21 protein-coding genes are annotated in these 22105 nt (G+C 58.2%); 13 read left to right on the forward strand and 8 right to left on the reverse strand.

Annotated features, from left to right (window positions below):
* Positions 1-86 precede the first annotated feature (86 nt).
* Together FEZ62_RS00115 and rpe are read right to left on the reverse strand one after the other, a co-directional pair.
* Entirely contained in the window at positions 87-770 is a 684-nt protein-coding gene (locus FEZ62_RS00115) for a phosphoglycolate phosphatase (RefSeq protein WP_172926424.1), read from the reverse strand.
* A complete protein-coding gene (rpe, locus tag FEZ62_RS00120; RefSeq protein ID WP_090515402.1) occupies positions 770-1444 on the reverse strand; it encodes a ribulose-phosphate 3-epimerase in 675 nt (224 codons plus the stop codon). The genes FEZ62_RS00115 and rpe overlap by 1 nt, the downstream gene beginning before the upstream one ends.
* 135 nt (positions 1445-1579) lie before the next feature.
* Between rpe and FEZ62_RS00125 the strand changes: the two genes are divergently transcribed.
* A complete protein-coding gene (locus FEZ62_RS00125; RefSeq protein ID WP_172926425.1) occupies positions 1580-2569 on the forward strand; it encodes an alpha/beta hydrolase family protein in 990 nt (329 codons plus the stop codon).
* A 25-nt stretch (positions 2570-2594) separates the two neighbouring features.
* Here the strand turns inward: FEZ62_RS00125 and FEZ62_RS00130 are convergent, their stop codons facing one another.
* The 3 genes from FEZ62_RS00130 to FEZ62_RS00140 are packed head-to-tail and all read right to left on the reverse strand — an operon-like array spanning position 2595 to position 5057.
* Positions 2595-3350 carry a DnaJ domain-containing protein gene (locus FEZ62_RS00130; RefSeq protein ID WP_172926426.1) on the reverse strand — a complete coding sequence of 252 codons (756 nt, stop codon included), beginning with the start codon at positions 3348-3350 and terminating at the stop codon, positions 2595-2597.
* Position 3351: 1 nt separating this feature from the next.
* On the reverse strand, positions 3352-4035 hold the full coding sequence (gene murU / locus FEZ62_RS00135; protein WP_172926427.1) for an N-acetylmuramate alpha-1-phosphate uridylyltransferase MurU: 684 nt from the start codon (positions 4033-4035) through the stop codon (positions 3352-3354).
* Positions 4032-5057 (reverse strand): phosphotransferase, encoded by a 1026-nt coding sequence (locus FEZ62_RS00140; RefSeq protein WP_172926428.1) that lies wholly within the window; start codon positions 5055-5057, stop codon positions 4032-4034. Before FEZ62_RS00140 ends, murU begins: the two co-directional genes overlap by 4 nt.
* 126 nt (positions 5058-5183) lie before the next feature.
* Here FEZ62_RS00140 and FEZ62_RS00145 point away from each other — a divergent pair, with 126 nt between their 5' ends.
* The 11 genes from FEZ62_RS00145 (at position 5184) to FEZ62_RS00195 (ending at position 19253) form a co-directional block, all read left to right on the forward strand.
* Positions 5184-7994, forward strand: a complete 2811-nt coding sequence (locus tag FEZ62_RS00145; protein WP_172926429.1) for an LPS-assembly protein LptD — start codon at positions 5184-5186, stop codon at positions 7992-7994.
* Positions 7975-9267 carry a peptidylprolyl isomerase gene (locus FEZ62_RS00150; RefSeq protein WP_069902613.1) on the forward strand — a complete coding sequence of 431 codons (1293 nt, stop codon included), beginning with the start codon at positions 7975-7977 and terminating at the stop codon, positions 9265-9267. The genes FEZ62_RS00145 and FEZ62_RS00150 overlap by 20 nt, the downstream gene beginning before the upstream one ends.
* A complete protein-coding gene (gene pdxA / locus FEZ62_RS00155) occupies positions 9264-10253 on the forward strand; it encodes a 4-hydroxythreonine-4-phosphate dehydrogenase PdxA (RefSeq protein WP_172926430.1) in 990 nt (329 codons plus the stop codon). The genes FEZ62_RS00150 and pdxA overlap by 4 nt, the downstream gene beginning before the upstream one ends.
* A 104-nt stretch (positions 10254-10357) precedes the next feature.
* Positions 10358-11179, forward strand: a complete 822-nt coding sequence (rsmA, locus tag FEZ62_RS00160) for a 16S rRNA (adenine(1518)-N(6)/adenine(1519)-N(6))-dimethyltransferase RsmA (protein ID WP_172926431.1) — start codon at positions 10358-10360, stop codon at positions 11177-11179.
* Between the two features lie 23 nt (positions 11180-11202).
* Positions 11203-11583: a Co2+/Mg2+ efflux protein ApaG gene (gene apaG, locus FEZ62_RS00165; protein WP_069902610.1), complete on the forward strand. Its 381-nt coding sequence runs from the start codon at positions 11203-11205 to the stop codon at positions 11581-11583.
* Between the two features lies 1 nt (position 11584).
* The gene (locus tag FEZ62_RS00170; RefSeq protein WP_172926432.1) at positions 11585-12409 is read left to right on the forward strand and encodes a symmetrical bis(5'-nucleosyl)-tetraphosphatase; all 825 of its coding nucleotides are present in this window, start codon (positions 11585-11587) and stop codon (positions 12407-12409) included.
* Positions 12406-12735 (forward strand): thiosulfate sulfurtransferase GlpE, encoded by a 330-nt coding sequence (glpE, locus tag FEZ62_RS00175; RefSeq protein WP_069902608.1) that lies wholly within the window; start codon positions 12406-12408, stop codon positions 12733-12735. Before FEZ62_RS00170 ends, glpE begins: the two co-directional genes overlap by 4 nt.
* A gap of 276 nt (positions 12736-13011) precedes the next feature.
* Positions 13012-14934: a PrkA family serine protein kinase gene (locus tag FEZ62_RS00180; protein ID WP_069902607.1), complete on the forward strand. Its 1923-nt coding sequence runs from the start codon at positions 13012-13014 to the stop codon at positions 14932-14934.
* Between the two features lie 97 nt (positions 14935-15031).
* The gene (locus FEZ62_RS00185; protein WP_069902606.1) at positions 15032-16306 is read left to right on the forward strand and encodes a YeaH/YhbH family protein; all 1275 of its coding nucleotides are present in this window, start codon (positions 15032-15034) and stop codon (positions 16304-16306) included.
* The gene (locus FEZ62_RS00190; protein WP_090515422.1) at positions 16303-17883 is read left to right on the forward strand and encodes a SpoVR family protein; all 1581 of its coding nucleotides are present in this window, start codon (positions 16303-16305) and stop codon (positions 17881-17883) included. Before FEZ62_RS00185 ends, FEZ62_RS00190 begins: the two co-directional genes overlap by 4 nt.
* Positions 17884-18014: 131 nt before the next feature.
* Positions 18015-19253 carry a multifunctional CCA addition/repair protein gene (locus FEZ62_RS00195; protein WP_172926433.1) on the forward strand — a complete coding sequence of 413 codons (1239 nt, stop codon included), beginning with the start codon at positions 18015-18017 and terminating at the stop codon, positions 19251-19253.
* On the opposite strand, the gene folK is transcribed toward FEZ62_RS00195, so the two are convergent.
* Both folK and folB read right to left on the reverse strand, forming a co-directional pair.
* Positions 19250-19783, reverse strand: coding sequence for a 2-amino-4-hydroxy-6-hydroxymethyldihydropteridine diphosphokinase (folK, locus tag FEZ62_RS00200; RefSeq protein WP_069902603.1), 534 nt, complete (start codon positions 19781-19783; stop codon positions 19250-19252). The two genes, FEZ62_RS00195 and folK, sit on opposite strands and share 4 nt — an antisense overlap.
* Positions 19774-20130 (reverse strand): dihydroneopterin aldolase, encoded by a 357-nt coding sequence (folB, locus tag FEZ62_RS00205; RefSeq protein ID WP_090515429.1) that lies wholly within the window; start codon positions 20128-20130, stop codon positions 19774-19776. Before folB ends, folK begins: the two co-directional genes overlap by 10 nt.
* Positions 20131-20381: 251 nt before the next feature.
* Here folB and plsY point away from each other — a divergent pair, with 251 nt between their 5' ends.
* A complete protein-coding gene (gene plsY / locus FEZ62_RS00210) occupies positions 20382-20951 on the forward strand; it encodes a glycerol-3-phosphate 1-O-acyltransferase PlsY (protein ID WP_069902601.1) in 570 nt (189 codons plus the stop codon).
* Positions 20952-20986: 35 nt separating this feature from the next.
* On the opposite strand, the gene tsaD is transcribed toward plsY, so the two are convergent.
* Positions 20987-22012: a tRNA (adenosine(37)-N6)-threonylcarbamoyltransferase complex transferase subunit TsaD gene (tsaD, locus tag FEZ62_RS00215; protein ID WP_090515431.1), complete on the reverse strand. Its 1026-nt coding sequence runs from the start codon at positions 22010-22012 to the stop codon at positions 20987-20989.
* Positions 22013-22105: the final 93 nt, after the last annotated feature.

Raw genomic sequence — 22105 nt, forward strand, 5'->3', positions numbered from 1 at the left:
CCCGCCGACACGGCTCCGGGCAAGAGGTTGCTGGCACTTTGCGAAAAAAACCGACTCAGTGCCCTCTTGCCTTGGCGCCAGCGCAGTTAGGCCGGCAAAAGTTCGCGCAGATTATCCAGCACGCGGGCCGGGTTCTCTTCACTGATCGGACGGCCATGGTTGTAGCCGTAATTGAGCGCCACACAGGCAACCTGCGCGGCTTTGGCGGCTTGCACATCGTTGCGCGAGTCACCAATGAACAGCGCCCGTTCTGGCGTTACATTGGCCATGTGCATGACATGCAGCAAGGCTGCCGGATTGGGCTTTTGCTGGGGCAAGGTATCACCACCGACAATCCAGCGGAAATAGCTGCCAAGGCCCAGTTCATCCAGCAACGGCGCCACAAAACGCTCGGGTTTGTTGGTCACGATTGCCATCGCAACACCCTGCTTCTGCAACCACTCCAGCACTTCACTGACGCCAGGGTAAACGGTGGTCAACTCATGGCTGTCAGCATAGGCCTGCATAAACAACTCCAGCGCTTGCTGCTCGTCAGCAAGGCTGATGTGCTGATGCTCGATACCGCCGGCCAACGCGCGGCGCATCAACACCTTGGCGCCATTGCCGATCCAGTCCCGCACCCGCTCAACACCGGCAGGCTCACGCCCCAGTTGCACCAGCGCTTTATCGACTGCCGCCGCCAGATCCGGAACCGAGTCGATCAGCGTGCCATCCAGATCGAACATCACCAGTTCCGGCAACTGGCCGTTGAACAGTTGACGCAACGCCATTAGCGCTGCACCTGCGCAAGTTCTGCACGCATGGCATCGATCACCTGACGGTAATCCGGCTGATTGAAGATCGCCGAGCCCGCGACGAAGGTATCCGCACCGGCTTCGGCGATTTCACGGATGTTCTGCACATTAACCCCGCCATCGATTTCGAGACGGATGTCGCGGCCACTTTCGGTGATCAGCGCACGTGCTTCGCGCAGTTTGCCGAGGGTGGCCGGGATGAACTTCTGCCCGCCAAAACCGGGGTTCACGCTCATCAGCAGAATCATGTCGACTTTATCCATGACGTACTTGAGCACTTCCAGCGAGGTCGCCGGATTAAACACCAGGCCCGCCTTGCAGCCCGCCGCACGAATCAGTTGCAGTGAACGGTCAACGTGCTCGGACGCTTCAGGGTGGAAAGTGATGTAAGTGGCGCCCGCTTCGGCGAAGTCACCAATCATGCGATCGACTGGCTTGACCATGAGATGCGCATCAATCGGTGCGGTGATGCCATATTTACGCAACGCCGAGCACACCATCGGGCCGATGGTCAGGTTGGGGACGTAATGATTGTCCATCACATCAAAGTGAACAATATCGGCGCCGGACGCGAGTACGTTATCGACTTCCTCGCCCAAACGAGCAAAGTCAGCGGACAGAATCGACGGGGCGATGGCGAAGGGTTGCATGGCTCACCTCAGTGGCTTTCACGGAAGGCCGCTATTGTAGCAGCCCCAACCTTGCTTTGGCTGGCATTGCGGCGCAGACAAACTGCTGCGATTACCGCTAGTCTTGGCGTTGATGTTGCCCGCCGGAGTTGTTGAATGCGCCCTACCGCTATAGCCCTGCCCATCATTGGACTCAGCCTGATGCTCAGCCTGCCCGCCCTTGCTGAGGACGCCGCGCCGGATAATGAAGCCAGCGAGCAAGCCGTCGCGCCTCGCGAGCCACTGACCGCGCGCAGCCAAGTGGAGGCGACGGCCCTTGAACGGCAGGTCGACCCAAAACAGGTGCAACACCTGCAGGCGGGTGATGAGCAGTTTCTGGCGCTCTGGCTCGAAGCCAACAGTGCGCAACCGCGCGGCGCGGTGATTCTGATTCCAGGCGACAACGAAAGCGCCGACTGGCCGCAAACCGTCGGACCACTAAGGCGCAAGCTGCCAGACAACGGCTGGCATACGCTTAGCCTGACGCTTCCTGACCCACTCAGCACAGTCCCGATCGTCACGCCGACACCAGAAAAGCCAGCCCCTGACGCCGCAGCCGAGACAGCAACTGAAGATGAAAAAGCAGCTGGGCAGCCGGCAGAGGCCGCAGCCGAAACGCCATCAGAGCCCAGCACTGAAGCCGGAACGCCAGCCGAAGTTGCGAACACGCCGGATGCAGAGGAACTGCGCAAGCAGCATGAGCAACGGATCTTTGCGCGAATAGGCGCAAGCCTTGAATATGTGCGCCAACACAAACCCCGAACCATCGCATTGCTGGGTCAGGGCACCGGCGCGTACTGGGCAGCGCGCTATATCAGCGAGCGCCCGGCCAAGGACATACAGCGGATAGTTGCAATATCAGCGCAAGCGCCAGAATTTGCTTCAAGCCAACTTGAAGCCTTACTGACTGAAAACAAGACTGCCACGCTGGATGTGTTCTACCGCTCGACAGCTGCACGCAACAAGCAACTGCACGAGCGATTGATGGCCAGCAAGCGCCAAGCTGAGTCAAACTACGAGCAAATCGCCCTCAGCCCACTGCCGGGCAACCTGCATGATGAGCAGGAGCAACTCTACCGGCGTGTCCGCGGCTGGTTGGAGAAATAGCAGCGATTGCCGGAGTGCTGATTAACTAAAAGCCGCGGCGCTGGCGAATAACGCGGTAAGCCTGATGCAATTCGCGGGTCTTCTCGGTAGCTTCGCGAACTTGCTCGGCACTGGCACCACGACCGGCAAGTTTGTCGGGGTGGTGCTTGCTGAGCAGCAGCCGGTAAGCACGTTTAATCTGCGCCGGATCACTGTCATCGCTGACGCCGATAACGCGCAAGGCGCCCGGATAACCACCACTAGCCAGAGGCTGAGTTGCCGCCTTGGGTGCATAATTGGCGCTAATGGCTTCCTGCTCGGCAGCCGGCACGCCTAACCATTTACCCCAAAGCATTATCAGTTCGCGCTCGGGTCGGCTAATGCGACCGTCCGCCCAGGCCATGCGCCAACAGGCGCGCAGCAGGCTATCGGCATTGCCGCGCTGACGCTGCAGCGGGGAGCGCAGGCTGTCCGTGCCTGTTTTACCGCGAGCAAAGGCCTCGATCGCACGCATTCGACTTGGCTCATCGAAACCCAGACGACGCATCTCCGCCCGCGCCTGCTGAATATGCGCATCGAGCACCCGCCCTTCGCACTTGGCCATTCGGCCCAGCATGACGAATAACACGTAGGGATCATCGGCTATGGCCGGGCGCTGAAAACGCTCGAGCAGAGCCGACCAGCTCGCCAATCGCAAACGACGGTCGATGATCTGGCCCAGCAAACCGCCCAGCAGCGCGCCCGGAATACTCGCTGCTGCGAACCCCGCCAGCGCGCCGATTGCGGTAATCGGGAAGATCAATTCAAGCCTCCGCCGCCAGTAGTTGCTCAACCTCAGCCAGCCGCTCGAAAGTGCCGACATCGACCCAGCAACCTTTATGCAACTCACCACTGACCTGCCCGCGACTCATGGCTTCGCGCAACAAGGGCGCAAGCTTGAAAGCGCCCGCTGTGCAGTTCTTGAATAAGGCCGGATCAAGCACCGCGATCCCACTGTAGGTGTAGCGATCAGCAGTCGTATTGGCCGATGCAGGAGCATCCGTCAGCAAGCCTTCACTCAGGCAGAAGTCACCCGTCTGGTGATGAGCCGGATTGTCGACCAATACCAAGTGCGCGAGACCCTCATGGGCTTTGCGCAGTTCGGCAAATGGATAGTCAGTGAAGATATCGCCATTGACCACCAGAAACGGTTGATCACCCAGCAGCGGCAACGCACGGAATATGCCGCCGCCGGTTTCCAGCGGCTCACCTTCAGCGGAGTAGACGATGCTGACGCCGAACTGTTCACCATCCCCCAAGTACGCCTCGATCTGGGCACCCAGCCAGGCATGGTTAATTACCAGTTCAGTGAAGCCAGCGGCGGCTAGCGCACGAATGTGGTACTCGATCAGCGGCACACCCGCAGCGCGAACCAGCGGTTTAGGCGTATGCAAGGTCAACGGACGCAACCGCTCACCCTTGCCCGCGGCCAGAATCATGGCTTTCATGCCTGCTCACCCGCCACGCCCTGCAACTCTTCGATCAGCTCAGCCAACTCGGCAAGTTCGGGCCGACGCGCAAGCACTGCAGCTATATAGGCGAAGAAACGCGGCACATCCGCCAGATACTTGGGCTTGCCATCGCGATGACAAATGCGCGCGAAGATTCCAATGACCTTGAGGTGACGCTGCACGCCCATCAGATCGCTGGCGCGCATAAACTGGTTGAAGTCCGGCTGCACCGGCAAACCGGCTGCCCGCGCCTGCTGCCAATAGCCTTCAAGCCAGGCGTGCACTTGCGGCTCCGGCCAACTGAGGAAGGCATCCTTGAACAGGCATGTCACGTCATAGGTGACTGGCCCATACACCGCATCCTGAAAATCAAGCACGCCCGGATTGGGCTCGCTGATCATCAGATTGCGCGGCATAAAATCGCGATGGACCAGCACCTTTGGCTGATCAAGCGCACTGCTTATCAGCAGCCCACAGACCCGTTGCCATTTGGCCTGTTGCTCGGCACTGAAGGTGATGCCCATATGCCGCTGCACATACCACTCAGGAAACAGTTGCAGCTCACGCAGCAGCAACGCCTCGTCGTAGCTCGGCAAGGGAGTGTCCATTGGCAGCTTTTGCAATGCCAGCAGTGCGTCGATGGCATCAGCGAACAAGGCGTCTGCATTGCCAGCATCAATCACATCCAGATACGTTTTGCTGCCCAGATCGTTAAGCAACAAAAAACCTTGCTGTAAATCTTCGGCCAAAATTTTCGGCACATTGAGTTCAGCAGTCGCCAGCAGGGCCGCCATTTTCACAAATGGCCGGCAATCTTCCTGCGGTGGCGGCGCATCCATGACAATCAAAGTGCGCCCGGCGCCTTGCCAGCGAAAATAGCGGCGAAAGCTCGCATCGCTGCTCGCAGAGGTTAATGTGGCGTCCGGAACAGCGCCCCAACCCTGCTCTGAAAATAGTTTTGGCAGCACCTGATTAAGCCAATTATCAAGGAGTTGCAGGCGTTCATCGTTTTCATACATCACTAAGGGTCTCCGACGGCGCTAGCCGTTGCGCGGGTCATGCTTTATTATCCAGCATCTTTTAAAGCCCATCGAGAGGCGTGTAGCCTCCGGGCATATGACACGCAGGAAGCCCGGAAAAACAAGATGGCAGTTAAAACTCCCGCGGTACGTAAAAAATTCCCACTTCTCGTCACAGGTAGCCTGTTGGCTCTTCAACCTATGGCGAGTCAATTTGTTGTTGCAGCCGAACAGTTCGACTGCGGCGTTTCTCCGAGCGGTGGCTGGGCGTGTGCGCCCAAGACCAGCAACGTCGAATTACCGGCGCGCCCTGCTCGCAGTACACCTGAGGCTGAGACCAGCGCAACCAATGTTGCCGCTCCGGTCGCAGCCGGTGCTGCAGTTGCCGCAACGAGCAGCAAGCCGGCGAAAAAGCTCAACACGACCAAGCAGGTTACCGAAGCGCAAGGCTTGGGTCTGGCCTCTCGCAGCGCCGACTATAGCCATCTTGACTGGGTTCCGCGCGAAAAGTTGACACCGGAGCAGCTTGCCGAGACAGCGCCATATTGTTCCGGTGCTTACGTTGAGCCCGAACGCCCAGGCATGGATGACACCACGCCAATGAACGAAGCGCCGCTGTTCGTCTCGGCGAAAGCGTCGCGTTACGAGCAAGAGACTCAGAAAGCGACCCTGGCGGGTGATGTTGTTCTTCGCCAATCGAGCATGCAGGTTGAGGCCAATGAAGCCAGCCTGCTGCAAGCCGAGAATCGCGGCGTACTCGATGGCAACGTGCGCTTGCGCGACAAAGGCGCGCTGATTGTTGGCGATCATGCTGAGCTGCAGCTGGATAACGGTGAAGCGCAGATTGATAACGCCGAATATGTGATGCACGAAGGTCAGGCGCGCGGTAATGCACTCTATGCAAAACGTGAGCAGACCTCGATTATTCGCCTCAAAGACGGCACTTTCACCCGCTGCGAACCGAACAGCAACGACTGGCACCTGAAGGGTAACAACATCACTCTCAACCCGGTGACTGGCTTTGGTTCGGCGACCAACGTGACCTTGCGCGTCAAAGACTTCCCGGTGTTCTACACGCCGTATATTTACTTCCCGATCGACGATCGTCGCCAGTCAGGTTTCCTGACGCCGTCAATCAGCTCATCGAGCAGTAACGGCCTGACGCTGGAAACGCCTTACTACTTCAACCTTGCGCCCAACTATGACGCCACGCTTTACCCGACGTACATGGGTGACCGTGGCCTGCATCTGGAAGGCGAGTTCCGCTACCTGAGCAAAACCGGCGAAGGCCAGGTCGGCGCGGCCATTCTGAATGACAAGAATGACGATCGCGACCTGCAATCCGACTCCAAGGACACTCGCTGGTTGTACAGCTGGCAGCACAAGGAAGGCCTGAACTCACGCCTGACAGCTGAAGTCGATTACACAGACATCAGCGACCCGTACTACTTCCAAGATCTGGACACCGATCTGGGTATTGATACGCCGGACTTTATCAACCAGCGCGGCACCCTGACCTATCGCGGCGACTCCTACGTCGCGAAGCTCAATGCTCACGCCTATGAGCTGGCGAATATCACCGACATCACCCCATACGATCGCCTTCCGCAGATCACAATTGATGGCCAGTTGCCGTTTCAGCCTTCGGGTCTGAACATGAGCTATGGCGCTGAACTGGTTCGCTTTGACCGGGATCTGCGCAGCGGCGACTACATCAATGAAGATGGCGTCGCAGAACAGCCTTGGTACGACAACAACGTGACCGGCCTTGCGCGTGCGAACGGTACTCGTATGCACCTCGAGCCGGCTGTCAGCCTGCCGCTCGACTGGAGCTGGGGCTTCGTCAAACCGCAGTTGAAGTACCTGTACACCAACTATGACCTTGATCTGGACTCTATCGGCAAAGCGCAACTCGCCGGAGGCGCAGGCTCATTTGACGATGCCCCTGATCGTGGCGTTGGCATGTTCAGTGTCGACAGCGGCCTGTACTTCGACCGCGACACCCAGTGGTTCGGCACAAACTTCCGCCAGACGCTCGAGCCGCGCATGTACTACCTGTATGTGCCTGAGGAAGATCAAGACGACATTCCGGTATTCGACACCAGCGAAACCACCTTCAGCTACAACTCGCTGTTTCGCGAAAATCGCTTCAGTGGTAAAGACCGGATCGGTGACGAGAACAAACTCTCGTTTGGCGTAACCAACCGCTGGATCGAAGACAACGGCTTTGAGCGTCAGCGCTTGAGCATCGGCCAGGCCGTTTACTTCGAAGACCGTAAGGTTCAGCTGCCAGGTATCGATTACAAAACCCGCGCCGATGCGCAGTCCTCGGTGTCACCGATTGCACTTGAGCACTCGTACAGGTTCAACCGCGACTGGCGCCTGGACTCGGACTTCAACTGGGATCCGGATGCTCGCAGAACCCGCTCCGGCAGCACCATGTTCCATTATCAGCCTGAAGATAATCCGGGCAAGATCATCAACGCCGGTTATCGCTATCGCAACGACACCGTCCGCTACGACCAGAGCACTGGTCAGTGGGTTGTCGGCGGCGGCGATTACGGTGTTCCTGGCAGCGCCAACTACATCAAGGATTACTACAAGATCAGCCAGCACGACTTCTCGGTGGTCTGGCCGATCGTTCAGCAATGGAGTCTGATCTCACGCTGGCAGTATGACTACGGCCGCAACCGTACACTGGAAGCCTTTGGCGGCCTTGAGTACGACAGCTGCTGCTGGAAAGTACGCGTAATCGATCGTTACTGGATCAACTACGACGAAGTCAGCCTCAACCCAGACTTGAACGACGATCCTGATCGCGGGATCTTCCTGGAAGTAACGCTTAAAGGCCTCGGCGGCGTTACTGGTAAATCCGCAAGTTCGTTCCTGAATAACGGCATTCAAGGTTATCGTAAACGTGAAGATGAAGCTTTCTGATTGCCTGCGCCCCCTGATGCTGGGCGCAGTACTTATTGGCTCTATGGCACACGCTGAAGTTCAGCCGCTGGACCGGGTCGTCGCCATCGTGGACAACGATGTCATCATGCAAAGCCAGCTCAACTCACGCCTGCGTGAAGTTCAGCAAACCATCGCCAAGCGCGGTGCGGCCGTGCCGCCTGATGACGTCCTGCAAAATCAGGTGCTCGAGCGCCTGATTCTGGAAAACCTGCAGCTGCAGATTGGTGAGCGCTCCGGTATTCGTATCGGCGACGAAGAACTCAATCAGGCAATCGGTACGATTGCCCAGCGCAACAACATGACCCCTGCTCAGTTCAAGGCAGCCCTGACCCGTGACGGCCTGTCTTATGAAGATGCCCGCGATCAGGTACGCCGCGAAATGATCATCAGCCGCGTGCGCCAGCGCCGCGTGGGTGAGCGTATTCAGGTGAGCGATCAGGAAGTGAAGAACTTCCTCGCCTCCGACTTGGGCAAGATGCAGCTTTCGGAAGAATATCGCCTGGCCAACATCCTGATTCCGGTTCAGGAAGGCGCTTCTTCGGACGCGATCCAGACTGCAGCCAAGCAGGCTCAAGATATTTACAGCCAGCTCAAGCAAGGCGCCGATTTCGCCCAGATGGCGATTGCCCGCTCGGCGAGTGAAAGCGCGCTGGAAGGCGGCGAAATGGGCTGGCGTAAAGCCGGTCAGCTGCCGCCGCCATTCGACACCATGCTCAGCACGATGTCGGCAGGTGAGGTGACCGAGCCTGTACGTACGCCAGGTGGTTTTATCATCATCAAGCTGCAAGAAAAACGTGGCGGCGGTGCTCAGGTCAGCGAAGAAGTTAATGTTCGCCATATCCTGATCAAGCCCAGCGAAATCCGCAGCGATGCCGAAAGCCAGCGTCTGGCCCAGCGTCTGTATGACCGTATTGCCGCAGGCGAAGACTTTGCCGAACTGGCGAAAAACTTCTCGGAAGACCCAGGCTCTGCTCTTAATGGCGGCTCGCTGAACTGGATCGACCCGAAGGTACTGGTTCCAGAGTTCCAGGCGGTAATGAACAGCACGCCGAGCGGTGAAGTGTCCAAGCCATTCAGAACCAGTTTTGGCTGGCACATTCTGCAGGTTATGGGCCGTCGCGCCACGGACAACAGCGAGAAGTTCCGCGAGCAGCAAGCGATGAACATCCTGCGTAACCGTAAGTACGACGAAGAACTGCAAACCTGGCTGCGTCAGATCCGCGACGAGGCCTACGTAGAAACCAAGCTGTGAGCAGCAAACCCTTTGCCCTCACACCGGGCGAGCCCGCAGGTATAGGTCCAGACCTATGCCTGCTGCTGGCCCGCGAGCAACAGGCGCAACCAATCATCGCGATTGCCAGCTGCGCCCTGCTCGCCCAGCGCGCAGAGCTGCTGGGCCTGAATATCCAGCTCATCAGCGTCACCCCCGACACGTTTCCCGAGCAACCGGCGCCTGCTGGCAGCCAATACGTGTGGGACACCCCGCTCGGCGCGCCCGTTACCGCTGGCCAGCTCAACCCTGCAAACGCTGCTTATGTCCTTGAAACCCTGACCCGTGCGGGCCAAGGCTGTATGGACGGGCATTTCGCCGGGATGATTACCGCGCCGGTGCATAAAGGCGTCATCAACGAAGGCGGCGTAAGCTTTTCCGGCCATACCGAGTTTCTGGCCGAACTGACTAACACCGAACAAGTCGTGATGATGCTCGCGACCCACGGTTTGCGGGTCGCCTTGGTGACCACACACCTGCCGCTCAAAGATGTAGCAGATGCCATAACACCTGAACGCTTAAGCCGGGTGACGCGCATTCTGCACAACGATTTGCGCGACAAGTTCGGCATCAGCCAGCCGAAAATTCTGGTTTGCGGCCTCAATCCGCACGCCGGTGAAGGCGGCCATCTTGGCCACGAAGAAATCGACGTGATCGAGCCAACGCTTGTGCAACTGCGCGCTGAGGGCATCAACCTGATTGGCCCGCTGCCCGCCGACACGCTCTTCACCCCCAAGCACCTCGACCATTGCGACGCCGTCTTAGCGATGTATCACGATCAGGGCTTGCCCGTGCTCAAGTTCAAAGGCTTTGGCGCCGCGGTCAATATCACCCTCGGTCTGCCGATTATCCGCACATCGGTCGATCACGGCACGGCGCTGGACCTCGCAGGCAGCGGCAATATCGACACCGCCAGCCTGCAAGTCGCCCTGCAAAATGCCTTCGCCATGGCAGCCAGTCAGGCTTAACGCCACGATTGCAGCTGTACGCAGCTACTTTTTGCCCCATCACTGTTAAACTGCATCTCTTTGTTTTCGCTTTAAGCTTGCGGCTTGAAGCTTGGAGCTGCTGTATGTCTGAACAATACCAACACAAGGCGCGCAAGCGCTTTGGTCAGAACTTCCTGCATGATGCCGGCGTGATCCATCGCATCCTGCGCGCTATCCATGCCCGCGAAGGCGAGCATGTGCTGGAAATCGGCCCAGGTCAGGGCGCTCTCACTGAAGGCCTGCTAAGCAGCGGCGCGCAACTGGATGTGATCGAGCTCGATAAAGATCTGGTGCCAATTCTCAACGCCAAGTTCGCCAGCCACAGCAACTTCAAGCTGAACCAGGGTGATGCGCTCAAGTTCGACTTTGCCCGTCTCAACGCCGCGCCTAACAGCCTGCGCGTGGTCGGCAACCTGCCTTACAACATCTCCACTCCACTGATTTTTCACCTGCTGAGCAATGCCTCGCTGATTCGCGACATGCACTTCATGCTGCAAAAAGAAGTGGTCGAGCGTCTGGCCGCAGGGCCAGGCGGTGGCGATTGGGGCCGTTTGTCGATCATGGTGCAATACCACTGCCGCGTGGAGCATCTGTTCAACGTCGGGCCCGGCGCGTTCAATCCGCCGCCTAAGGTCGACTCGGCCATCGTGCGCCTAACGCCGCATGAGGTACTGCCGCATCCGGCCAAGGATCACAAACTGCTCGAACGCGTGGTACGCGAAGCCTTCAACCAGCGCCGCAAAACCCTGCGCAACACGCTCAAAGCCCTGTTGCCGGCTAGCGAGATCGAAGCCGCAGGCGTTGACGGCAGCCTGCGCCCCGAACAACTGGACTTGGCTGCATTTGTGCGCCTGGCTGATAAATTGGCCGAGCAACCAGTCGCCAGTGCCGAGACGGATCACTGATCCCTAATTTGCGAGTCATCCCTATGTCTGATCCACGCTACCAGGTCGACGTTAGCGTCGTAACCCGCTTCCTACCCGAGCAATCCCAGCCCGAGCAGGAGCGCTTTGCCTTCGCCTACACCGTCAGCATCACCAACAACGGTGAGTTGCCAGCCAAGCTGCTATCGCGTCACTGGGTAATCACCGACGGCAACGGCAAGGTGCAGGAAGTCCGTGGCGCCGGCGTTATCGGCCAACAGCCGCTGATTGCCCAAGGCGAGACTTACACCTACAGCAGCGGCACCGTAATGGCCACGCGCGTCGGCACGATGCAGGGCAGCTACAAGATGATCAGCGAAGATGGCGCGAACTTCGACGCACCGATTGCACCCTTCCGCTTAGCCGTACCAGGATCACTGCACTGAGATGACCACCTATGCTGTCGGCGACCTGCAAGGTTGCCTGAAACCCCTGCAATGCTTGCTTGAGCGAGTAAAGTTCGACCCGGAAGTTGATCGGCTGTGGCTGGTCGGTGACCTGATAAACCGCGGCCCGGATTCGCTCGACACTCTGCGTTTTCTCTACGCGATGCGCGACTCAGTCACCTGCGTGTTGGGGAATCATGACCTGCACTTGCTGGCGGTTGCGCATAACGTCGAGCGTCTGAAAAAGAACGATACGCTGCAGGACATTCTCGATGCGCCGGATCGGGACGAGCTGCTCGACTGGCTGCGTCAGCAGAAACTCATGCACTACGACGCCGAGCGCAACATGGCCATGGTGCATGCCGGTATTGCTCCGCAATGGACACTGGAGAAGGCGCTCAAGCGCGCTGCAGAGGTCGAAGAGGTGCTGCGCGACCCTAACCGACTGCCCGTGTTTCTCGATGGCATGTACGGCAACCAGCCCGATTGCTGGGATGGCGACCTGAAAGGCATCAAGCGCCTGCGCGTTATCACCAACTACTTCACCCGCATGCGCTTTTGCAAAGCCGACGGTACGCTCGACCTCGTCAGCAAGGAAGGCCTGGATACGGCACCCAGTGGTTTTGCCCCCTGGTTCAGCCACCCGAGCCGCAAGACCCGTGATGTGAAGATCATTTTCGGCCACTGGGCGGCACTTGAGGGCAACTGCACCGAGCCCAACGTATTTGCCCTGGACACCGGCTGCGTCTGGGGCGCGGCCATGACGCTGATGAACATCGACAGCGGCGAAATGCACCGCTGCAACTGCAATGAGGACTCCGCATGAGCGACTTCAAACGAATTTCCCCCGAGCAGGCTCAAGCACTTCGCCAGCAGGGCGCCGTGGTAGTCGATATCCGCGACCCGCAGAGTTTCGACATGGGCCATATCGCCGGCTCGCACCACCTGGATAACCACTCGCTGGTCGACTTTATTGCCAAAGCCGATCTCGATCATCCGCTGATCGTTTCCTGCTATCACGGCAACTCCAGCCAAAGCGCTGCTGCCTATCTGATTGGCCAGGGTTTTACTGACGTTTACAGCCTTGATGGCGGCTTCGAGCTGTGGCGCGCCACTTACCCTGAAGACACGCGCCAGAGCCCCGACGAATAATTTTTTAAATCTGCCAAGGCCCGCCATATCGGGCCTTGCGCGCACTTTCTGGCTTCCTGCGCCAAGCTATTTGCGCATATCGCCTTGCCCTCGCAAATTCCGAACTATCCTTTATCTCAGGCCATCCAAAAAGGTAGAGCCGGCAAGCCGGCAGCCGGGCCATCGGTACGACTTTTAGGTGTTTCGGGGGATTTACCTAGGTTGACTTCTCAGCCGTCCATCCGTGCCCGTTCGACCGATCCCTGCTAACTCTTTTGCATCGAGCGAGGTGAAGTCATGAGCATTTTCAGTCACTTCCAACAACGTTTCGAAGCGACCCGCCAGGAAGAGTATTCCCTGCAGGAATATCTCGAACTGTGCAAACAGGATCGCAGTGCTTATGCCTCGGCAGCTGAACGGTTGTTACTGGCAATAGGCGAGCCCGAGCTGCTCGACACGGCAGCCAACCCCAGGCTCTCTCGAATCTTCTCGAACAAGGTGATCCGCCGCTATCCGGCTTTCGCCGACTTCCACGGCATGGAAGAGTGCATCGATCAGATCGTGTCCTACTTCCGCCACGCCGCCCAAGGGCTCGAAGAAAAGAAACAGATCCTCTATCTGCTGGGCCCGGTCGGCGGCGGCAAGTCCTCGCTGGCTGAAAAGCTCAAGCACCTGATGGAAAAAGTGCCGTTCTACGCGATCAAGGATTCACCGGTTTTCGAGTCGCCACTCGGCCTGTTCAGCGATGCCGAAGACGGCGCCATTCTGGAAGAGGAATACGGTATTTCGCGGCGCTACCTGGGCAGCATCATGTCGCCATGGGCCACCAAGCGCCTGAGCGAGTATGGCGGCGACATCAGCCAGTTCCGCGTGGTCAAACTCTACCCCTCGATTCTGCGGCAGATTGCCGTGGCTAAAACCGAGCCCGGCGATGAAAACAACCAGGACATCTCGGCACTGGTCGGCAAGGTTGATATCCGCAAGCTGGAAGAATTCCCGCAGAACGACGCGGACGCCTACAGCTATTCAGGCGCTCTGTGCCGGGCCAACCAGGGTCTGATGGAATTCGTCGAGATGTTCAAGGCGCCGATCAAGGTCCTGCACCCGCTACTCACCGCGACTCAGGAAGGCAACTACAACAGCACCGAAGGCCTCGGCGCGATCCCTTACAACGGGATTTTGCTGGCGCACTCCAACGAATCTGAATGGCACAGTTTCCGTAACAACAAGAACAACGAGGCGTTCATTGACCGGATCTACATCGTCAAGGTGCCTTATTGCTTGCGCGTCAGCGATGAGATCAAGATTTACGACAAGCTGCTGCTCAACAGCTCACTGGCTAACGCCCATTGCGCGCCAGACACCCTGAAAATGCTCGCGCAGTTCTCGGTGCTGTCGCGGCTCAAAGAGCCTGAGAACTCGAATATCTATTCGAAAATGCGCGTCTACGACGGTGAAAACCTCAAAGACACCGACCCGAAAGCCAAGTCGATTCAGGAATACCGGGACACGGCAGGCGTCGATGAAGGCATGAACGGCCTGTCGACTCGCTTCGCCTTCAAAATTCTGTCCAAGGTGTTCAACTTCGACCCTCACGAAGTTGCCGCCAACCCGGTGCACCTGCTGTATGTGCTTGAACAGCAGATTGAGCAGGAGCAGTTCCCGGCAGAGACCCGCGAGCGTTATCTGCGCTTTATCAAGGAATACCTGGCGCCGCGCTACATCGAATTTATCGGCAAGGAAATCCAGACCGCTTATCTAGAGTCTTACAGCGAGTACGGTCAGAACATTTTCGACCGCTATGTGCTGTACGCCGACTTCTGGATTCAGGATCAGGAATACCGAGACCCGGAGACCGGCGAGATCCTCAACCGCGTAGCGCTCAACGAAGAGCTGGAGAAAATCGAGAAGCCGGCCGGCATCAGCAACCCCAAGGATTTCCGCAACGAGATCGTCAACTTTGTGTTGCGTGCGCGGGCCAACAACAATGGCAAGAACCCAACCTGGCTCAGCTACGAGAAACTGCGCGTCGTGATCGAGAAGAAGATGTTCTCCAACACCGAAGACCTGCTTCCGGTCATCAGTTTCAACGCCAAGGCCAGCAAAGAGGACCAGCAAAAACACAACGACTTCGTCACTCGCATGGTCGAGCGCGGCTATACCGACAAACAGGTTCGGCTGTTGTCTGAATGGTATCTGCGGGTTCGTAAATCGCAGTAATGCAGCCTCAAGCCACCCGGTGATGACTGCGCAAGAGCGAGGGCGACACGCTCGTCCTCGCTCGCAGCTTGCCGCTTGAAGCTCCCCGGAGGGGCCTATGAGCTATGTGATTGACCGTCGCCTTAACGGCAAGAACAAGAGCACGGTAAATCGTCAGCGTTTTTTACGGCGTTACCGTGGTCATATCAAAAAGGCAGTTGAAGAGGCTGTCAGCCGCCGCTCGATTACCGACATGGAGCACGGCGAGCAAATCAGTATTCCTGGCCGCGACATCGACGAGCCCGTGCTTCACCATGGCCGCGGAGGCCGCCAGACCATTGTTCATCCAGGCAACAAGGAATTCAGCGGCGGCGACCATATCCCGCGCCCGCAAGGCGGGGGTGGCGGCGGCCAAGGCAGCGGCAAGGCGAGCAACAGTGGCGAGGGCATGGACGAGTTCGTCTTCCAGATCACTCAGGAAGAGTTTCTCGACTTCATGTTCGAGGATCTCGAGCTGCCCAATCTGGTTAAGCGTCACCTGACCGGCACCGACACGTTCAAGACCGTGCGCGCGGGTATCAGCAGCGAAGGCAACCCTTCCCGAATCAACATACTGCGCACGCTGCGTTCCGCTCATGCCCGGCGCATCGCGCTCTCTGGCAGCAGCCGCAAAAAGCTCAAGGAGGCCATGCTCGAACTTGATCGGCTCAAGCGCGAGGAGCCCGACAACTTCGGCGATATACAGGCGCTTGAAGAGGAAATCAGCAAGCTGCATATCCGCATTAACCGGGTGCCGTTTCTCGACACCTTCGACCTCAAATACAACTTGCTGGTCAAACACCCCAACCCGAGCTCAAAAGCGGTGATGTTCTGCCTGATGGACGTTTCCGGCTCAATGACGCAAGCCACCAAAGACGTTGCCAAGCGCTTCTTCATTCTGCTCTACCTGTTTCTCAAGCGTAATTACGACAAGATCGAAGTGGTGTTCATCCGTCACCACACCAGTGCCAAGGAAGTCGATGAGGAGGAGTTCTTCTACTCCCGCGAGACCGGCGGCACCATTGTCTCCAGCGCGCTGAAAATGATGCAGGAGATCATGGCCGAGCGTTATCCGGTGAATGAGTGGAATATCTATGCCGCTCAAGCCTCGGATGGCGACAACTGGAATGACGATTCCCCTGTGTGCCGGGATATATTGATCAACCAGATAATGCCGTTCGTGCAGTACTTCACTTATGTCGAGATCACGCCGCGCGAACATCAGGCGCTATGGTTTGAATATGAGCAAGTGGCCGAAGCGTTCGCCGACACCTTTGCCCAGCAACAACTAGTCTCAGCCGGCGATATTTACCCGGTATTCCGCGAACTGTTTCAGCGGAGGCTTACGACATGACCCAACCCGAAGGCAGCGTACGCGACAAGAAACGCCAGCCGATCTCGACCACTTCAGAGTGGACGTTCGAGCTGATCCGCAGCTACGACCGCGAGATTGCCCGCATCGCCGAACGCTATGCGCTGGACACCTATCCCAATCAGATCGAGGTGATTACCGCCGAGCAAATGATGGACGCCTACGCCTCTGTGGGCATGCCGCTGGGCTATCACCACTGGTCTTACGGCAAACACTTCCTGAGCACCGAAAAGAACTACAAGCGCGGCCAGATGGGCCTCGCCTATGAAATTGTGATCAACTCCGACCCCTGCATCGCCTACCTCATGGAAGAAAACACCATGTGTATGCAGGCCCTGGTAATTGCTCACGCCTGCTACGGGCATAACAGCTTCTTCAAGGGTAATTACCTGTTCCAGACCTGGACCGATGCCAGCTCTATCATCGATTATCTGGTGTTCGCCAAGCAGTACATCATGCAATGCGAGGAGCGCCACGGCATTGATGCCGTCGAGGACTTGCTCGACTCATGCCACGCCCTGATGAACTACGGCGTAGACCGTTACAAGCGGCCCTACCCTATTTCTGCCGAGGAAGAACGCCGCCGCCAGAAAGAGCGCGAAGAGCACCTACAGCAGCAGATCAATGACTTGTGGCGCACCATTCCCAAAGGCGCGAGCAAGGGCGGCGAGCAGGACGCTCAGCGCTTCCCGTCCGAGCCTCAGGAAAACATCCTGTATTTCCTCGAAAAACACGCGCCATTACTGGAGCCGTGGCAGCGCGAGATCATCCGCATCGTGCGCAAGGTCGCGCAATATTTTTATCCACAGCGCCAAACGCAGGTGATGAATGAAGGCTGGGCGACGTTCTGGCATTACACCCTCACCAACGACCTTTACAACGAAGGGCTGGTCACCGATGGTTTCATGATGGAGTTTCTGCAAGCTCACACCAGCGTGATCTACCAGCCAGGCTTCGACAGCCCGTATTACAGCGGCATAAACCCCTACACACTGGGTTTTGCCATGTACAGCGACATACGCCGGATGTGTGAAAACCCAACCGACGAAGATCGCGCCTGGTTCCCGGATATCGCCGGATCTGACTGGTTATCGACCCTGAAATTCGCCATGCACAGCTTCAAGGATGAGAGCTTCATACTGCAGTACCTCTCGCCCAAAGTGATCCGCGATCTGAAGCTGTTCAGCATTCTTGATGACGACCAGAAGGATGATTTACTGGTCCCCGCGATCCACGACGAACCTGGCTATAAAACCATCCGCGAGCTGCTGGCTGCGCAGTACAACCTTGGCAACCGCGAGCCCAACGTACAAATCTGGAGTGTCGACCGGCGTGGCGACCGCTCGCTGACCTTGCGCCATCAGCAGCACGACCGTAAACCGCTGGGCAGCTCGACCGAAGAAGTACTCAAGCACCTGCACCGTTTATGGGGCTTTGATGTGCATCTGGAAATCTGGCAAGGCGACAAGTTGGTCAACAGCCAACATGTACCGCCGAAAAATGAACCCGAACGTGAAGGCGAGTTTCCCCGACTCGACCTGGTCATCCCACCGATCTAATCTCCCCTAGCCAGCCCCGCGACCAGACTGCACCTCGCGGGGCTCGCGCCTTATTCAGCACAGCCTTTTCCCTCCAGCCCGCGTAACCGTTATCCTCTGCGTTAACAGAGGCAATTTTGCAGATGGGTGCTATGCAGATTTACAAAGTCGGCGGTGTGGTGCGTGATCGCTTGTTGAACATTGCGTCGAAAGATATCGACCGCGTCGTCGTGGGCGCTACCGCCGAGCAAATGCTTGAACTGGGATACCGCCCTGTTGGCGCGGACTTTCCGGTCTTTCTGCACCCCAAAACCGGCGAGGAATACGCCCTCGCCCGCACCGAACGCAAAAGCGGCCGTGGCTATGGCGGCTTCACCTTCTTCGCCAGCCCCGACGTCACACTGGAACAGGACTTGATCCGCCGCGACCTGACCATCAATGCAATGGCCGAGGCCGATGACGGCACGATCATCGACCCTTACGGCGGCCAGCGCGACCTTGAAGCGAAGGTGCTGCGCCACGTTTCGCCCGCGTTTGCCGAAGACCCATTGCGCGTACTGCGCGTCGCCCGATTTGCGGCGCGCTACGCACCATTGGGTTTTATCATTGCCGACGAAACCTACGCGCTGATGCGTGAGCTGAGTGACTCGGGCGAGCTTGCCGCCCTGACCGCAGAGCGCAGCTGGAGCGAAATTTCTCGTGCGCTGATGGAGCCGCGCCCGGATGTATTCATCCAGGTGCTGCACGACTGCAACGCTCTGCACGCGCTCTTGCCAGAGGTCGATGCCCTGTTCGGCGTTCCACAACCGCCGGCGCACCATCCGGAAATAGACACCGGCTTGCACGTATTGGCGGTGTTGCGCCAAAGCGCCGAACATCTGTTACCGCTAACCGTGCGCTGGGCCTGCCTGCTGCACGATGTTGGCAAGGGCCTCACGCCCGAATCCGAATGGCCCCGCCACATTGCCCATGAGCAAAAAGGCCTGCGACTGATCAAGGCAGTCAATCAGCGCTGTAAAGCCCCCAAGGACTGTCAGGAACTGGCGCTACTGGTTGGCGAATACCACACACACGGCCATCGCGCGCTGGAGCTGAAACCATCGACACTGCTCGAGCTGCTACAAAGCTTCGATGTGTACCGGAGACCGCAACGTTTTGAGGAGTTCATCAGCGCCTGCGAAATGGACGCCCGCGGCAGAACAGGACTGGAGACGCGCGCATATCCACAAGCCGATTACTTGCGGGGCGCCATGCAGGCGGCACGTGAAGTTGCAGTGCAGCCGCTGCTGGAACAAGGCTTTAAAGGGCCTGAGCTGGGCGCTGCGCTCAAGGCTGCCCGCTTGCAAGCACTCGTCGCCTACAAGCAGAGCGCCAAGCCTGCCGCCGATTAACGGTCGGGCGAGGCGAGCAAGTCGGCAGGCGTCAGCTCGACGCCACGCCACTGAAAACTGACCGGGCGCAACTGCTGATTGATCGTTGCCGCCTGCCACAAGTCGGCGAAACTGCGCTGCACGCCCGGATGCACCGTTTCGGGAGCCAACAGCGCGAGCGGCCAGAGTACAAAGGCGTTCTTCAGGATTTCAGCGCGCGGCAACTCGAGCCCCTGAAAATTACCGACCCGATCACTGAATAACAGCACGTCGATATCCAGCGGCAATCCCACCCGATCTGGCGCATAACGGCCGTTATCGGCTTCGATGAATTTCAGCCGGCGATCAAGCTCATGCAATTCCAGCTCACACAGCCCGGTCACTACGAGATTGAAAAACGGTCCGCTCTTGATCCCCACAGGCGCGCTTTCAAACACGGCTGAACAGCGCATGTCTGTGAGCATTTCCGCCAGCGCATCGAGCCCGGCCTGCAGATGAACTTCGCGCTCGATATTGCTACCGAGGCCAAGGTAAACCCGGGTCAGCGACATCCGCGCTCAATCTCCACGCCAACTCCGCCACTCGCGGCGGCAACCGCACCCGGCTTGGTCAAGCGCAGGCGTAACCAGGGCACTTGAAACTCGTCCATCAGCAACTGCGCGAGGCGCTCGGCAAAGGTCTCGACCAGAATAAAGGACGACTCACTGGCGAATGCCTGCACGCGCTCGGAGAGCTTGGCGTAATCCAGCGCCTTGTTCAGGTCATCGCCAGCCGCTGCCGGACGAATATCCCAACCCAGGGTCAGATCCAGGCGCAGACACTGACGAATTGTGCGCTCCCAGTCGTACGCACCGATCACTGTGTCGACCTCAAGGCCGCTGACAAAAACTGTGTCCAAACCCGCTCTCCAAACACCATCTCAATAATCGACATGCAGCATGTCACACGGCACGCTCGCATGCATATCAGCCCGACAATCCCTGGCAACTTTTCGCCCTGGCGGTTAACCGGGAACGACTCAATTGCCTCGCTGCAATCGAAGGCCGTCAGTTTAACCTGCGCAGCGGCTTGCGCGGGCAAAAAGACCGACTCGCCGTTATCTTCAAACGCCTGCTAGAATCGCCGAACACCTGCCATGGAATGGGTACCATGTTTTGGCTACTGGCGTTTCTCGCCTACCTGATGGGTTCTTTGTCCTTCGCCATCTTGCTCAGCATGCGAGCTGGCACGCCCGACCCCCGGGGTTTTGGCTCGGGTAATCCGGGGGCGAGTAACGTTATGCGGGTAGCCGGCAAGCGGCTGGCCGTACTCACGCTGCTGGGCGATATCAGCAAAGGGCTGGTTCCGGTCGTCATCGCCAATCTGGCCGGCTTCAATTTGCAACAACAAGCCTGGATTGGTCTGGCAGCCGTAATCGGCCACCTGTTTCCCCTCTACTTTCGCTTTCGTGGCGGCAAAGGTGTCGCCACAGCGGCGGGCATGTTGCTGGGTTTATCTCCGATCGCGGCACTGTTGGCGATAGCCGCCTGGGTGACTACTTTTCGCCTGACCCGAACCAGCTCGCTGGCCTCACTGATCTCGGTGCCACTGACCATACCCTTGCTGGCGTGGCTGCACCCAACTGTGTTGATGCCGGTGTCGGTACTCAGCGGCCTGATCGTGTGGCGCCACCGCAGCAACCTGCGAGATCTGTTCGCAGGTCGCGAACGGCATTTCTAATCAACCGCGATCAAACGCCCAGCAGAGCTGACCGCTCAAATAGCCGGCAAGCTGTCCATCGGCCAACGCGCCTGCACGGCAATACCCAAACCGTCATGCTGGCCAGCCTTTAAGCGCTGACAGCCCGCGTAGGCGATCATCGCGCCGTTATCGGTACAGAACTTCGGCCGCGCATAGAACACCTGCCCATTAAACTCGCTAAGCATCTCGCCGAGCGACTGGCGCAAATCACTGTTGGCGCTGACGCCGCCAGCAATCACCAGATTCTTCAGACCCGTCTGCTTCAGCGCGCGACGGCACTTGATGGTCAGGGTTTGCACCACCGCATGCTGGAACGCCAGCGCGATGTCACAACGGGTCTGCTCAGAGTCATCGCCTTCGTCACGGCACTTCTGCCACGTATTCAGGGTGAAGGTCTTGAGGCCGCTAAAACTGAACTCAAGCCCTGGACGATCCGTCATCGGTCGCGGGAACACGAAACGCCCCGGTGTTCCGCGCTCAGCCAGCCTGGCGATTTCCGGGCCACCCGGATAATCGAGCCCCATCAGCTTTGCAGTTTTATCAAATGCCTCGCCGGCAGCATCGTCGAGCGACTCACCCAGCAAACTGTATTGGCCAATACCATCTACCCGAACCAGCTGCGTGTGGCCTCCGGACACCAACAAAGCGACGAACGGGAAGGCCGGTGGATTTTCCTCCAGCATGGGGGCCAGCAAGTGCCCCTCCATGTGGTGCACACCCAGCGCCGGAACACCCCAGGCGAATGCCATCGCCTGGGCGCAAGAAGCCCCGACCAGCAAGGCTCCAACCAGACCAGGACCCGCCGTGTAGGCCACCGCATCAATCTGATCTGCCGTGCAACCGGCTGTCGCCAACACCTCGCGGATCAGCGGCAGCATGCGCTTTACGTGGTCACGCGAAGCCAGTTCAGGCACGACCCCGCCGTAGACACGGTGCAGGTCGATCTGACTGAACAGCGCATCCGCCAACAGGCCGCGTTCACTGTGATAAAGCGCGACACCGGTTTCATCGCACGACGTTTCTAAGCCCAGAACCAGCATTGATAAAGCCTTGATTGAGGTGGGGTTTACTAATAAAGGCAGGCATAATAATAGCCGTGACCGTGCGTCGACCAGAGCTTTTCGATCAGAGGC

The sequence above is a fragment of the Pseudomonas sp. MS19 genome, from assembly GCF_013277615.1.
GTDB lineage: Bacteria > Pseudomonadota > Gammaproteobacteria > Pseudomonadales > Pseudomonadaceae > Aquipseudomonas > Aquipseudomonas marincola.